Origin of the sequence: Rahnella sp. PAMC25559 (genome assembly GCF_050632365.1) — a bacterium.
In the GTDB taxonomy this organism is placed as follows: Bacteria; Pseudomonadota; Gammaproteobacteria; order Enterobacterales; family Enterobacteriaceae; genus Rahnella; species Rahnella rivi.
Window position 1 is genome coordinate 3,096,838 of record NZ_CP192543.1, and the last position, 13,965, is coordinate 3,110,802.

Genomic DNA, 13,965 nt, shown 5'->3' on the forward strand with positions numbered 1-13,965 from the left:
GTTTCAGAAACTCCGGCTATTGCCGCAAACGCCGCCGCTGCGCGGTCCTCTCATTTCAGGTTCGGACCCGCTAGGAAAAACACCCTCGCGGTTTCTCACCGTTCATTCGACGTCGTTTTGAGCGCGGCCAAAGGCTATGTAAACAGGATTATTTTCTCATCCCCGCGAAGTGGGAAGAGAAAAGCAAAACCATACACATCGTTCGACTTTAAAAATGCCATTGGCCGCGCTCAAAAATCACGCAGAAGGGAGAGGTGGAAAACCGCGCGTCAGTTTGCGCGGGTTGTAACCCGACCGGAGGGCACCGCAAAGCGGCGGGATTTTGCGGCAATAACGCAAGCCGCTGAAACATAGCCGGCGAGCGGCAGCGCGCAGTTAAAAAAACGCAGGATTCCAAAGGGTTTCGTTTTGTATAGCCGGTCACATGGGTTACAGATCTGACCGGCCACATAGGTAACACATTTTCGATTAGTCTATGCGTAAAATGCAGTGTTCGGCTTTGTCATAATACGCAAGTATTAGACGGTCGAACAACACCATATACAATCCGTCATCTACCTCTTTCATCATCACATATTCACCTCGCAGAGCCTCACTTAAAAAGAGTCGAGTACCTGGATAGATATCTCCATTCTGCTGAACTTTATATAACCGGGCCTTATCTGGATAAATGACTTCTGGAACTTTCCCATCCCATTCTCTGCTGGAGGTCGTCCATTGTGAGGACGGCGTTTGACCGTTATGCACATCATGAGGCCGTTCATGATTAAATTCATGGCGGTAGTGATTGAACCAGACTTGTTGTTCTTCCAGCGTCGCGTAAATATTCCCGCAACGCAGTCCTGCCTTCAGGGAGCGATGCATTCTTTCGTGCCGGCCATTTTGCTCAGGATGACCTTTTTTTATACGTTCCGGCAGGATGCCAAGCTTTATTAACCAAACACTTAGCTGGCTGAGACCCGCAATGCCGTTACCGGCAAAAGGTGAACCATTATCGGTTCTTACTACGCTGGGCAGACCATATTCGCGAAAGGCGTTTTCAAAACATGTTTGCACAAACGGCCGCCCCTCGCCCTTGCCAGCCTCGCAGGCTAAAAGGTAGCGACTGTGGTTATCTGTCAGCGTAAATGGATAGCAATAGTGCTGGCTAAGAAGTCTAAACTTTCCTTTAAAATCAGCACTCCAAACCTGATTATTTTCGCGGATATCTGTCAGTGGCAAGACGTTACCCGGCGTGTTTTGTCGCTTTTTAAATGGGGTGACAAGACCCTCTTTTTTGAGAATATCGCCAATAGAGCTGCTTGCAGGGACGTCGAAAGGTGCGTTGTTATTGAGTAACCAGTGACGAATTTTAACCGGTCCCCAGTCTGGATGCTTGCGCCGCATCTCGACTAATCGTTGGATAACCTCGTCAGTCATGCGTTCGGGATGAGTAAGGCGGGCGCGAGAGCGATCGTTGAGAGAAAATGGGTCGTCAGGTTGAAAGCGTTGAAGCCACTTATATCCCGTTTTACGGCTGATCTTAAAATGACGACAAACAGCGGAGAATGACTCTCCGCTGTTCTGAACGGCGTGAATAAATTCGAGTCGTTGCATGGTAACAGTCTCAGTCCAGGGCATAGCGGTTCTCCTCTGCTATGCCATTTATAACTGTTACCCATGTGGCCGGTCTAAAGTGTTACCCATGTGACCGGTCTATACCGTTTAAAACCCTTTGGGCCCGTTTGGGCGGCGAGCCCAAGGTCTTGACGTTAAAACGCATTCGCAGCCATTAAGTCCGGTGTGGGCGGCAACCCACATTTAGCTCTTATTTGCGGAACCTAACGATAATCATTATCATCCTCGCATTCCGTTTCTCCCCGAGGTGTTATGCGTAAGTTCTCTCCTTTATTACTGATTTCGTGCCTGCTGATGGCCGCTGGCGTGCAGGCTAAAACCGTTACGGACATTTCCAACCGTACGGTCACGGTGCCTGATAACCCGCAGCGGATTGTGGTGGGGGAAAGCCGTATGCTATATACGCTGGCGTTGGTGCAGGACGGCAACCCGGCTCAGCATGTGGTGGGGTGGCCGGGGGATATGGCGACGCTCGATGCGCAAAGCTGGGCAATCTATCTGAAAGCCTTTCCTGAAATCGGCAATATCCCGCTGCTGGGGCAGAACAACTACACCCAGATGAGTGTAGAAAAGGTCATTGCGCTCAAACCGGATCTGGTGATTCTGCCGATCTACGCCAAAAAGCAGGATAACCAGGATCTGATGCAGGAAGCGCTGACCCGCGCGGGGATCCCGGTGATCTACGTCGATCTGCGTGTCGATCAACTGCATAACACGCTGCCGAGTGTGAAACTGCTGGGCGATGTGATGAATCACCCGGAAAAAGCGGCGCGGTTTATCGCTTTTTATCAGCAACATATGAACCGCGTGCAAGAAAGAATAGCCGCGTATCACGGAAAAAGACCCACGGTGATGTTGCAGCTGCATCTTGGCCGCCGCGAGACGTGCTGCACCACGGTGTCACACGGCAATCTGGCAGATCTGCTGGCGTTCGCCGGCGGAGATAATATTGCGAAAGGGGCGTTCAAAAGCGTCTACGGCGATCTGAACCCGGAAGCGGTGATCGTCGCCAATCCGGATGTGTATATCACCACCGGCATGGCGGGGCCGGAAGGCAAAAGAGTGTCAAACCTGATGCTCGGGCCGCAGGTGACGCAGGAGGAAGCCGCGCAGAGTTTCCGTCAGGTGATGGACAAACAACCGGTGCTCTCCACGCTGAAAGCCGTGCGGGAAGGGCGTGCGTACAGCGTCTGGCATAATTTCTACCTCAGCCCGTACCACCTGGTGGATGTCGAGATCTTTGCTAAAGCGATGTATCCGCAGCTGTTCAAAGACGTTGACCCGCAACAGACGATGCAGGATCTCTACGCTCAGTTCCTGCCGGTGCCCTTCAGCGGCACTTACTGGAGTTCCTTGCCAGCCAGATGACGCCATCTGAAAACCTTCCCTGACGCGCAGGATTTTTAAGTCCACAAGGATGTGCAGACAGGCTACCCTGAGTTCAGTGAACCTTGCCCCCAAGCCCTGCACGGACTGATTACACAGGAATCTGAATGCGTCGAAAAAATGTGAATGATTATCAGGCTTTTATCGCCGTCGCGCGTGAGCAAAGCTTTACCAAAGCGGCAGCCCAGCTCGGCGTTTCGCAGTCGGCGCTGAGCTACACCATCAGAACGCTGGAAGCCCATCTCGGGCTGCGGTTGCTGACCCGCACAACGCGCAGCGTCTCGGTCACCGAGGCGGGTGAACGTTTGCTCAGCCGCATCGGGCCTCATTTTGACGAAATAGAAAACGAGATCGCCGCCATCAGCGGGATGCGCGAAAAACCCGCAGGCACGGTCCGCATCACCGCAATTGAACATGCCGCCGAATCCATTCTCTGGCCGAAACTGACGCCAATGCTGCTCGAATATCCGGATATTCACATTGAGATCATCAGTGAGTACGGGCTGAAAGATATTGTCGCTGAACGCTATGACGCCGGTGTCCGGCTCGGCGAACAGGTGGATAAAGACATGATTTCCGTGCCCGTTGCCCCGAACTTCAGTTTTGCGGTGGTCGGATCGCCGTCTTATTTCGAAGGCAAAACGCGGCCTGTTACGCCACGGGATCTGAATGAACACAGCTGCATTAAACTCCGGCTGCCCACCCACGGCGGCTTTTATGCCTGGGAATTCAGCAAGCAGGGCACCGAACTTAAGGTGCGCATTGACGGGCGGTGTACTTTCAGCAGCATCGGGCTGATGCGACAGGCCGCACTGGCCGGGCTGGGGCTGGCCTATCTGCCCAAAGATGTGGTGGAACCGGCGCTGCAATCCGGTCAGCTGATTCAGGTATTGGCCGACTGGTCGCCGCCGCGCACGGCGTATCACCTTTATTACCCCAGCCGTCGCCAGCATTCTCCTGCTTTTGCGCTGGTGCTCGAGGCACTGCGCTACCGTCCGTAATATTCCTCCCGCAAACCCATTGGGCTGATGGTTTCAGCTCAATGCCTCCTGATTAAGAAAATAGCCTTCTAAGCTCATGCAGATTTATCCCTCTAATCACTTAATACCAAAGAGATTATGATCAGCCCCCTGAACCCGTCACGGCCCCGTGTGCCGCGGCGCCGTGCATATCCACATTTCTATCGACTAAGGTAAACCTCTCATGACACCACGCGCTCTGCTTGAAGCATTTCCCTTTGCACCGGGGCTTACCCTGCGCAACCGTATTGTAATGGCGCCGATGACTACCTGGGCAGGTAACGATGATGGCACCGTCTCTGCTGAAGAAGAGGCTTATTACCGCCTGCGGGTAAAAGACGTGGGGCTGGTGATCACCGGCTGTACCCATGTTCAGCAAAACGGGATCGGCTTCACCGGCGAGTTTGCTGCGTATGATGACACTTTTATTCCCGGTTTAACGCGGCTGGCTGCGGCGGCGAAAAGCGGGGGCGCACCGGCAATCCTGCAGATTTTCCATGCCGGTGTGAAAACCCATCCGGACCTGGTATCCGATATTGTGGCCGCAAGCGCCGTTGCCGGTGAGGCGGGGCCATTTGCGCCTGCGGTGATACCGCGTGAACTGGCGGATCACGAAGTGGAAGACATTGTTGAGGCATTCGGCGAGGCGACCCGTCGCGCCATTGCCGCTGGTTTTGACGGCGTTGAGCTTCATGGTGCCCACGGTTTTCTGTTGCAGAATTTCTTTTCTCCCCATTTTAATCAGCGCAGCGATCGCTGGGGCGGTTCGCTGGCGCACCGGATGCGCTTCCCGCTGGCCGTTGTTTCCAAAGTGCGTGAAACCATTGCCCGCTATGCCACGCAACCTTTCCAGCTGGGTTACCGGATCACGCTTGATGAACATGAAGAGGACGGGCTGCGCATCGGGGAGTCACTGAAACTGGTGGATAGTTTGATCGACAGCGGGATCAGTTATCTGCACGTCTCGCTGGGCAATGCATTAGAGGCGCGCCCGGTTGATGCGCCGCAAGGCCCGGCAATTATTGCTATCGTGCACGATCATCTCGCCGGACGGATCCCGCTTATCGCCGCGGGTCAGATGAGAACGCCTGAACAGGCAGAACAGGCGCTGGCTGCCGGCGTTTCTCTCGCGGCAATCGGGCAGGGGCTGGTGATGAATCCGGACTGGGTGAAATATGCCAAAGGCGAGGCGCAAAGCCCGATTGCGCTGGACGTTGCCGCCCCGGACGTCGTGCCACTCGCCATCCCTGAAAAGCTGTGGCGCGTCATCGAAAATACCCCCGGTTGGTTTAACGTGCGACCGGCCACCGGGTCTGTCTCGTAAGCGGAAAGTGAGAAAACACGCAGGCGCCTGGTGTGGTTGACGCCTGCGTGAAAAGATCAGAAATCCACTGCCGCCGAAAGCACCACATTGCGCGGTTCGCCTTCGATAACGCGTAAATTACCGGCGCTGGAAGAGTAATACTCTTTATCGAACAGGTTATTCACGTTTAGTTTGATCTGCGTATGTTTGCCCAGCAACTGATTATCCCAGGCGACAAACGCATCCGCCACGGTGTAATCCGGCAGGGTGAAGCTGTTTTCCGGATCGCCCGCACGGGAGCCCATATAACGCGCACCGCCACCGATGCGGAAATCACCCGGCACCTGCGACCAGCGCAGAGTGTGGCTCAGATACAGGCTGCCCATGTTGGTTGGCGCATTCACCAGGCGGTTACCGACGTTGGCGGAATTCACGTCATCTTCGGTGATTTCGGTTTTGTCATAACTGTAGCTGGCCGTCAGATCCCAGTCCTTAGCGACTTCCCCGTTAATCTCCAGCTCCGCACCGGTCGAACGCGCTTTCGGAATGTTACGCGTCACGCCGTTGATGAACACCGACATGTCCTCTTCATCAATGCGGTACACCGCCAGCGTCGCGTCCAGACGCGGTGAAATCTGCCATTTGGTGCCGACTTCATAGGTTGTGCCGCTTTCCGGCGAAGCCACATTACCGTTGTCATCCACATCGGTGGACGGCGTAAACGACTGGCTGTAGTTGGCGTAGAACGACAGATCGTCAGTCAGTTTGTACACCACGCCCACCTGCGGCAGGAATTTATCATCGGTATCGTCCAGACTTTGGGTTGGATTAACGAAACCGGAGGTCTGTTTCTGGTTGTAATGCTGATAACGCCCGCCGACCACGCCAATCCATTTATCCGTCAGATGAATGCTGTCTTTCAGATAAATTGATTTGTTGTAGAGGGTGTTCCGAAGATTGCTGTTGCTGTCGGAATAGGTGCTGCTGTTGGTGATCGGCTCAACGCCGTACACCGGCGCATACATATTGAAGGTGCTGAAGGTTTTGCCACGGTAAGAATACTGTTTGTAGGTTTCGTTTTTCTCGTAATCGACGCCAATCAGCAGGTCGTTCATTATCCCGAAGATCTCCTGATTGCCGATCCAGTCCCAGGAAGTATAGCTGGTCTGATGGTTGAATCCCCGGTTGGCATCCGCACGACGCGTCACTGCGCCGGTATCGGTGTTGACGGCGGTGGCGCGGACTTCATTGCTGTCATAGCGGCGTTGCTGCCAGGCGTAGGTCAGACGGGTTTTCCAGTCCTCGTTCAGCTGATATTCCCAGGTGGTGTTCAGGCGCTTCGTTTTGCCCCACGCGTGGTTGGCCAGTTCGTCAAGACGACGGTTGTAAGGGATATCCAGCGGTTTACCGTTGCTGAATACCGTTCCGCGATCGTAGGGAATGTCGTATTTGTATTCCTGATAACTGACGTTAAAACTGGCTTTTTCACCGAACCAGCTCAGCGAAGGGGCGAGCAGGGTGTGCGAATCGCTGCCAAAGTTACGCCAGTAATCTTCGTACTGACGTTCGGCGATCATGCGAAACGCGAAACCGTTCCCCAGCGGGCCGGTGACATCGAGCGTGCCTGCACCGCCGCCAAATCCGCCGGTCCGGCCACTGACGCGGGTATTCCATTCATACTGCGGTTTTTTGCTGATCATGTTGATCACGCCGCCGGGATTTTGAATACCGTAAAGCAGGGAAGCGGAACCCTTGAGCACCTCGATGTGATCGATGGTGGAATCAAAGCCCAGCCCCTGATTACTGCGCACGCCGTCAATCAGGATTGAACCGTCACTGTTGGCGCCAAATCCGCGTTTGACGAAGCCGTCTTCCGTGCCGCCCAGCGTATTCCCCTGAGCCACGCCGCTGACGAACTTCATCGCGTCGTTAAGCGAGGTGACGTCGTAATCCTGGATCATAGACTGCGTGACGACGCTGACTGACTGCGGAGTTTCACTGAGCGGAGTCTCACTTTTGCTGGCGGTGGAACTCTGCGTGGCGCTGTAATCGGTGGTGTCCGGGGTATCCGCCTGCGCATTGACGGTAATGGAATCTTCAGAAGCAGGCTGCGCCGCCAGCAGCGGCGAACAATGGAGCATAGCTAACGCAATGACGGATTTTTTGAATCCGCCGTGAGCCCCGCGCGGGGCGTGCTGGTAAGACATGTGAGTAATTCCCTGAAAGAAAGTCGAACAAAGTAAATACAAATGATAACGGTTTGCATTCTAATTTGTGGCGCGGGTAAAGGGAATCAAATTGATGATGACAATAATTACAATTGAACGCGCAGGGAGAGGGAAAGGGCACCAATGCAAGTCAATGATCAGCCTGATACCGTGACTTTTCTGGCGACCGGAATGACAGGTAATTTCCTTTAATTCTCTAAATTAATCTCAATGTTAGGAATGTTAGCTACCAATTCCAACAAAATATAACAGGACATTGCCTGCTGAAATTATATTCCCGCCGATCATGGTCTGAGATTACATAAGATATTTCAGGCTTTTAATGCTAATTATCTTAGGCTTTTGATAAATGAGTAATTAAATTAAATCACTGTTTATTAAGTGTTTTTAAGTCATTGCGTTTGATGTGAAAAAGGTTTCCTCATATTCGGTAAGGAAATTATCGTTTATTTTTGATGTTGCGGTGATATTATAAATTTGTACCTAAATAATAATAAATACCAACCCAAACTTAACATCAGGCATGTGAGAGTCGTAATTCTATGCTCCTTCAAAAGAAAACTACCCGTCGCAAGTTTTTACTTGGGTCGCTGATGGCATTGCCTGTCGGCACCATCATGATGAAAGGGCTGTCAGCAGCAGAAGCGGCTGAGATGGCTGCCCCGGATTTACTCGATTATAAACCCGTGTTTTTCAGCGCAGAGGAATGGCAATTCATTATGGCCGCCGCTGACCGTCTGATCCCCGCAGGTGGCAAAGGCAAAGCGCCGGGCGCGCTGGAAACCAATGTGCCGATCTTTATCGATCAGCAAATGCATGGCGATTTCGGTGAGGAAATCTACATGCAGGGGCCGTTTAACGTCCATGCACCGGCCACGATGGGGTATCAGATCCCGTTCCGTCCGCAGCAAATCTACAAAACCGGTATTCGCCTGGCGAACAGCTGGTGCCAGCAAAATCATCAGAAAGCCTTCCATGAACTTTCCGATCAGGACAAAGAGCAGGTGCTGACGAAGTTGCAGAAGAACGATATCCGCTTTGCCGATTTGGGCGAAGAGAGTCTCGTGGCCTCGCAATTCTTCAGCGAACTGCTGTCAGACACCAAACACGGTTATCTGGCGGATCCAATCTACGGCGGTAATAAAGGGATGAAGGCGTGGATCGCCATCGGGTTCCCCGGCGCGCGCGCGAGTTTCACGGAATGGGTGAAACAGCACAACGTCCCTTACCCGCTGGGGCCTGTGAGCCTGCAGGGCGCGCGTGCCTGAGGGCCGCGTCTTATTACCGTTTCTGATGAATGACAGGATAAAAGATGGCACAAGTAACTAAACCAGAAGTCGACGTTGTGGTTGTCGGCCTCGGCTGGGCGGGCTCGCTGATGAGCATCGAGCTGGCGATGGCGGGCCTGACGGTGCGTGCGCTGGAACGCGGCGGCGACCGCGGCTATGAAGAATTTGCCTACCCGAAGCCGGCGGATGAATACGCCTACGCGGTACGAAACAAAGTGATGGCGACCCCGGCGCAGGCCGCGGTGACCGTGCGTTACAACATGAGTGAAACCGCACTGCCGACCCGTAAATGGGGCGCATTTGCGCCAGGCACCGGCGTTGGCGGCTCGGGTCTGCACTGGACTGCGGTGCTGATCCGCCCGACACCGACCGATTTAAAACTCAAAACCTACGCCGACGAAGCTTATAAACCCGGCATTTTGCAGGAAGACATGCGGATCATGGATTTCCCGTTCAGCTGGGATGAAATCGAGCCGTATTACACCAAGTTTGAGCACATCTGCGGGCAATCCGGTAAAACCGGCAACCTGCGCGGCCAGATTATGGAAGGCGGCGATCCGTTCGAAGGTCCGCGTTCTGAGCCATACCCGTTGCCGGCGCTGGAAGATACGCTCAACAGCAGCATGTTTGCCGAAGTCACTAAGAAGATGGGCTATCACCCGTTCCCGAACCCGTCGGCCTGCGTCTCCCGCGCCTGGACCAACCCGTACGGCAATCAGATCGCACCCTGTAACTACTGCGGTTATTGCAGTAAATACCCGTGCCTGAACTACTCGAAAGCCTCGCCGCAAACCGCCGTGATGGACGCGCTCAAACGTATGGAGAACTTCTCGTATGAAGTTCACGCCAACGTGATGAAAGTCGAGCTGCACGATGACAAGAAAACCGCCAAAGGCGTGATCTATATTGATGCCGACGGCAACGAGTGTTTCCAGCCCGCCAAAATCGTGGTGCTGAGCAGCTTCCAGTTCTGCAACGTGCGCCTGATGTTGCTCTCCGGTATCGGCAAACCTTACAACCCGATCACCGAAGAAGGTGTGGTTGGGCGTAACTATGCGTTCCTGAGTAACGGCGGTTCGACGCTGTTCTTCAAAGACAAAAACTTCAACCCGTTTGCCACCGCGGGCGCCACCGGCCAGATGTTCAACGACATTTCTCCGGGCAATTTCGATGGCGCATCCCTGGGCTTTATCGGCGGCGCGAAGATCCACAGTTCTCAGGCCACCGGCACGCCCATCAGCACCTCGCTGCCAAAAGGCACGCCTGCGTGGGGCACCGGCTGGAAAGAGGGGATGGAAGAGTGGTACGGCCATTCGATGAAAATCAGCATCACCACCACCTGCCAGTCTTATCGCGACATTTATCTGGATCTCGATCCGAACTACAAAGATGAATACGGTTATCCGCTGCTGCGCATGACGTTCGACTGGAAACAGAACGAACTCAAATTGCAGCAATACCTGAAAGGCATCGTCGGCAATATCACCAAAGAGCTCAACCCGGACAGCTACAGCGAAAGCTTCCTGCCGATGGACGCGCACTTTGACCTGACCAAATACGTGTCCACGCACAACGTGGGCGGCGCGGTGATGGGCGATAACCCGAAAACTTCGGCGCTGAACAAGTTCCTGCAAAGCTGGGACGTGCATAACGTCTTTGTGCCGGGCGGAAACGCGTTCCCGCAAAACTTCCAGGCCAACCCGACGGACACCATCGGCGCGATCACCCTGATGGCGGCGCAGGCGATCAAAGATCAGTATCTTAAAAATCCTGGCCCACTGGTTCAGGCATAAGCGGAGATGAACAAAATGAAACTCAAACGTTTATTTATCGCTAACGCCTTGCTGCTGGGTGTCGGTTTTATGGCGAATGCGCAGGCGGATAACAGTTCACCGCCTGACAACGCGGCGCTGATTAAACAGGGCGAATATGTGGCGCGTCTCGGCGACTGCGGCGCGTGCCACACGGCGGCGGGCAAACCGGCGTTTTCCGGTGGCCTGGCGATCAATTCGAATCTCGGCACGATTTATTCCACCAATATCACCCCGGACAAAGACCACGGTATTGGCGGCTACACCGAAGCGCAGTTCTCGGATGCGGTGCGCAAAGGCGTTCTGCCGGACGGCACCCGTTTGTACCCGGCGATGCCGTATCCTGATTACGCCAAAATCAATGATGAAGACATGCACGCGCTCTACGCTTACTTTATGCAGGGCGTAAAACCGAGCGCAGAACAGCCACCGGAAACGGATCTGAGTTTCCCGTTCAGCCAGCGCTGGGGCATGCGTTTCTGGAACTGGGCGTTTGCGTCTGATAAGCCATTCCAGCCAATCGGTGGGGCATCAGAGCAGGTAAACCGTGGCGCGTATCTGGTGGAAAGTCTGGGGCACTGCGGCAGTTGCCACACGCCGCGCGGATTCGGCATGAACGAAAAAGCGCTCGACAGCAGCGACACTGATTTCCTCGCGGGCGGCAGCCTGAACAACTGGGATGTGCCTTCCCTGCGCGGCGTCGCGCACTGGAACGAACAGGAAATCGTCGATTATCTCGGGACAGGGCGTAACGATAAAGCGGCAGTGGGTGGCGAAATGACGTCGGTGGTGGAGAACAGTACCGCGCACATGACCGATGACGATCTCAAAGCCATTGCCGCGTACCTCAAATTCCTGGGCGGCAATCCGCCGGTTCCGGCAGTAGACACGCAGAAAGCCAGCGCAACCGAAGCGAAACTGACGGCGGCGAAAAACCTCAGCGAAGGCGAACGTCTTTATCTGGATAACTGCGGTGCCTGCCACTTTGTGACCGGAAAGGGCGCGCCGGGCGTGTTCCCGCAGCTGGATCAGGCCACGATTGTGAACTCACAGGATCCGACCGGGCTTATCCATACCATCCTCGCCGGTGCACAACAGCCGTCCACGGCCCGCGCGCCTTCAACGCTGGTGATGCCTGGTTTTGCAGCGCGTCTGAGCGACGAAGAAGCCGCGCAGCTTGCGACCTTTATCCGTCAGGGCTGGAGCAACTCGGCGCCAGCGGTATCGGCGAAAGACGTGAGCGAAGTGCGTAAAACACTGGCGCACTGACGTGTTGAGTGGCAAGTCAGACAGCAAAACGGCCTTCCGAAAGGGAGGCCGTTTTTTTACATCAGTTTAAATATCAGTTTAAATATCAGGTTAAACAGTGCAAGGGATTAACCCGTTGTCGGATCAGAACATCAGCACCATCCACGGATAGCCGATGAGCATCAGGCCGCCGAGGAAGATAGCGCCGAAGATGGTGCCCAGACGCCAGTAATCTTTCGTCGGCAGGTAGCCGCTGCCGTAGTAAATCGGGCTCGGGCCGGTACCGTAAGGGGTGATGATGCCCATCACACCCAGCGAGGTCACCATCATCAGGCAGTAAACCGGCATGTTGATGCCGGGGATCGCCGCCGCAATGGTCAGCATCGCCGGTAACAGGGCGGTGGTGTGCGCGGTGGTACTGGCAAACAGATAGTGCAACAGGAAGAAGGCAATCAGCAACATGACGGCGGCGACCTGCGGGTCGAAACCGTCGAGCAGTTGCCCGCCTTCTTTACCCAGCCAGGCGATAAAGCCAACGCGGGCCAGACCATCCGCCAGCGCGACCAGCGTGGCAAACCAGGCGAAGGTATTCCAGGCCGGTTTGTTGCTGATAATGTCGTTCCAGTTCAGCACGCCGGTCCACAACATCAGCACCACCACCAGCAGCGCGGCCAGCGCCGGTTCGATCCAGGCGGCGGCGAAAATCCACATCAGCAGCGCAGAACAGACGAAGACCAGCAGCAGGATTTCGTTACGCGACAGCTTGCCGAGTTTTTCCAGTTCACTTTTGGCCCAGCGCGGCACTTCATCATTGATCTTCACTTCCGGCGGATAGAACCAGTAAGCCAGTAACGGCATGGTGAGGATCAGCAAAACGCCGAGCGGCAGGAAGGCGAGGAACCACATGCCCCAGGAGATTTCAAATCCGGTAATGCTTTTCACCAGCGCCAGCGCCAGCAGGTTCGGTGCCAGCGCCGACAGGAACATCGAGCTGGTAATACAGGCGGCGGTAATCGCGACCCACATCAGGTAGGAACCGATTTTACGGGCGCTCGGGTCATTGGGTTTGGAGCCGTAAAGCGGCGGCAGGTTGGCTATGATCGGGTAGATGGTCCCGCCGCTGCGCGCGGTGTTGGACGGCGTGAACGGTGCCAGCAGCAGATCGGCGAAGGTGATGGCGTAACCCAGCGTCAGGCTGCGACGGCCAAGGTATTTCACCAGAATCAGCGCCAGACGGCGGCCAAACTGGGTCTTGTCATAGCCTGCGGCGAACATAAATGCGCCGAAGATCAGCCAGACCGTGGAGTTACCAAAACCGCTCACCGCCCATTTAAACGACTCGCTCGCCATCTTAAATTTAGGATCGGCGATTTCCGCCGGGCTGAACAACAGCCACTGGCTGAACAGGGCGATCACCACCACACCGGTCAGGCCGATCACCGCGCCAGGCAGGGGTTCAAAAATCAGCCCCACAATGACCCCGACAAAGATGGCAAAGAAATGCCAGGCATAGGGCTGAAGGCCGGAAGGCACCGGCGTGAGCAGCAGGATAATTGCCACCAGCACCGGAAGGAACAGCATGATCAAACGTTTTTTCACTCCGGCAGAGGCAGGAGCAGCCTTTGCGGGGTCATTCAAAGTGGATGTGGGTTTCATAGTTTTTTCTGCCAGTTATTGAAAGTGAGCATCGCGCCCCCGGATATCTATGATGTTTTTTACGCTTGCGTTTTGGTAATAAATGACTGCTGTGGATATTTCACAATGACAATTGAAATACATTAATGTTTCTTCGCGAACAGGGAGACGTAATACTCTCATTCAGGCGTTATGGCACCCGGCGGATATTATCCTCAGCCAGAATGACGCCCGGATGAATTCCTATTTAACTCAGTAGTATTACATTGTGTAGGGTTATTATTTTGACCAGAAAACCTGCTCTATGAAATGTAGAGTAAATTTTGGCAAAAGCCAAACTGAGGGCATAACCTGCTGATTTTGTTCGTGGGTTTTTCCATGTTAATCAAAAGTTGATTTTTGTCAACTCATGGTTAACAATTGGAGGGG

General features: G+C 54.4%; 9 protein-coding genes. 6 read left to right on the top strand and 3 right to left on the bottom strand.

Annotation, left to right across the window (positions count from 1 at the left end):
- Nucleotides 1-468 precede the first annotated feature (468 nt).
- On the bottom strand, nucleotides 469-1,620 hold the full coding sequence (locus ACQZQY_RS15550) for a DDE-type integrase/transposase/recombinase (RefSeq protein WP_056777117.1): 1,152 nt from the start codon (nucleotides 1,618-1,620) through the stop codon (nucleotides 469-471).
- 249 nt (nucleotides 1,621-1,869) lie between these two features.
- On the opposite strand from ACQZQY_RS15550, the gene ACQZQY_RS15555 reads away from it, so the two are divergent.
- From ACQZQY_RS15555 to ACQZQY_RS15565, 3 genes are all read left to right on the top strand, one after another.
- A complete protein-coding gene (locus ACQZQY_RS15555) occupies nucleotides 1,870-2,985 on the top strand; it encodes an ABC transporter substrate-binding protein (RefSeq protein ID WP_431295952.1) in 1,116 nt (371 codons plus the stop codon).
- A 125-nt stretch (nucleotides 2,986-3,110) separates the two neighbouring features.
- Nucleotides 3,111-4,004 (top strand): LysR family transcriptional regulator, encoded by an 894-nt coding sequence (locus ACQZQY_RS15560; RefSeq protein WP_431295953.1) that lies wholly within the window; start codon nucleotides 3,111-3,113, stop codon nucleotides 4,002-4,004.
- A gap of 202 nt (nucleotides 4,005-4,206) precedes the next feature.
- Nucleotides 4,207-5,346 (top strand): NADH-dependent flavin oxidoreductase, encoded by a 1,140-nt coding sequence (locus tag ACQZQY_RS15565; protein ID WP_431295954.1) that lies wholly within the window; start codon nucleotides 4,207-4,209, stop codon nucleotides 5,344-5,346.
- A gap of 56 nt (nucleotides 5,347-5,402) precedes the next feature.
- Here ACQZQY_RS15565 and ACQZQY_RS15570 read toward each other — a convergent pair whose 3' ends face one another.
- Nucleotides 5,403-7,466, bottom strand: coding sequence for a TonB-dependent siderophore receptor (locus ACQZQY_RS15570; RefSeq protein WP_390975831.1), 2,064 nt, complete (start codon nucleotides 7,464-7,466; stop codon nucleotides 5,403-5,405).
- Nucleotides 7,467-8,095: 629 nt separating this feature from the next.
- Here ACQZQY_RS15570 and ACQZQY_RS15575 point away from each other — a divergent pair.
- The 3 genes from ACQZQY_RS15575 to ACQZQY_RS15585 are packed head-to-tail and all read left to right on the top strand — an operon-like array spanning nucleotide 8,096 to nucleotide 11,922.
- Nucleotides 8,096-8,821 carry a gluconate 2-dehydrogenase subunit 3 family protein gene (locus ACQZQY_RS15575; RefSeq protein ID WP_136377543.1) on the top strand — a complete coding sequence of 242 codons (726 nt, stop codon included), beginning with the start codon at nucleotides 8,096-8,098 and terminating at the stop codon, nucleotides 8,819-8,821.
- Between the two features lie 44 nt (nucleotides 8,822-8,865).
- Nucleotides 8,866-10,635 (top strand): GMC family oxidoreductase, encoded by a 1,770-nt coding sequence (locus ACQZQY_RS15580; protein ID WP_122095352.1) that lies wholly within the window; start codon nucleotides 8,866-8,868, stop codon nucleotides 10,633-10,635.
- 15 nt (nucleotides 10,636-10,650) lie between these two features.
- A complete protein-coding gene (locus tag ACQZQY_RS15585) occupies nucleotides 10,651-11,922 on the top strand; it encodes a c-type cytochrome (RefSeq protein WP_431295955.1) in 1,272 nt (423 codons plus the stop codon).
- A gap of 123 nt (nucleotides 11,923-12,045) precedes the next feature.
- On the opposite strand, the gene ACQZQY_RS15590 is transcribed toward ACQZQY_RS15585, so the two are convergent.
- Complete coding sequence (locus tag ACQZQY_RS15590; RefSeq protein ID WP_122095350.1) at nucleotides 12,046-13,557, bottom strand: anion permease; 1,512 nt, start codon at nucleotides 13,555-13,557, stop codon at nucleotides 12,046-12,048.
- Nucleotides 13,558-13,965: the final 408 nt, after the last annotated feature.

What these genes read in the sequence shown, in the direction of transcription:
- ACQZQY_RS15555 (WP_431295952.1), top strand. Translation starts at nt 1,870, where the DNA reads ATGCGTAAGTTCTCTCCTTTATTACTGATTTCGTGCCTGCTGATGGCC.
- ACQZQY_RS15570 (WP_390975831.1), bottom strand. Translation starts at nt 7,466, where the DNA reads ATGCTCCATTGTTCGCCGCTGCTGGCGGCGCAGCCTGCTTCTGAAGAT.
- ACQZQY_RS15550 (WP_056777117.1), bottom strand. Translation starts at nt 1,620, where the DNA reads ATGCCCTGGACTGAGACTGTTACCATGCAACGACTCGAATTTATTCAC.
- ACQZQY_RS15580 (WP_122095352.1), top strand. Translation starts at nt 8,866, where the DNA reads ATGGCACAAGTAACTAAACCAGAAGTCGACGTTGTGGTTGTCGGCCTC.
- ACQZQY_RS15575 (WP_136377543.1), top strand. Translation starts at nt 8,096, where the DNA reads ATGCTCCTTCAAAAGAAAACTACCCGTCGCAAGTTTTTACTTGGGTCG.
- ACQZQY_RS15585 (WP_431295955.1), top strand. Translation starts at nt 10,651, where the DNA reads ATGAAACTCAAACGTTTATTTATCGCTAACGCCTTGCTGCTGGGTGTC.
- ACQZQY_RS15560 (WP_431295953.1), top strand. Translation starts at nt 3,111, where the DNA reads ATGCGTCGAAAAAATGTGAATGATTATCAGGCTTTTATCGCCGTCGCG.
- ACQZQY_RS15565 (WP_431295954.1), top strand. Translation starts at nt 4,207, where the DNA reads ATGACACCACGCGCTCTGCTTGAAGCATTTCCCTTTGCACCGGGGCTT.
- ACQZQY_RS15590 (WP_122095350.1), bottom strand. Translation starts at nt 13,557, where the DNA reads ATGAAACCCACATCCACTTTGAATGACCCCGCAAAGGCTGCTCCTGCC.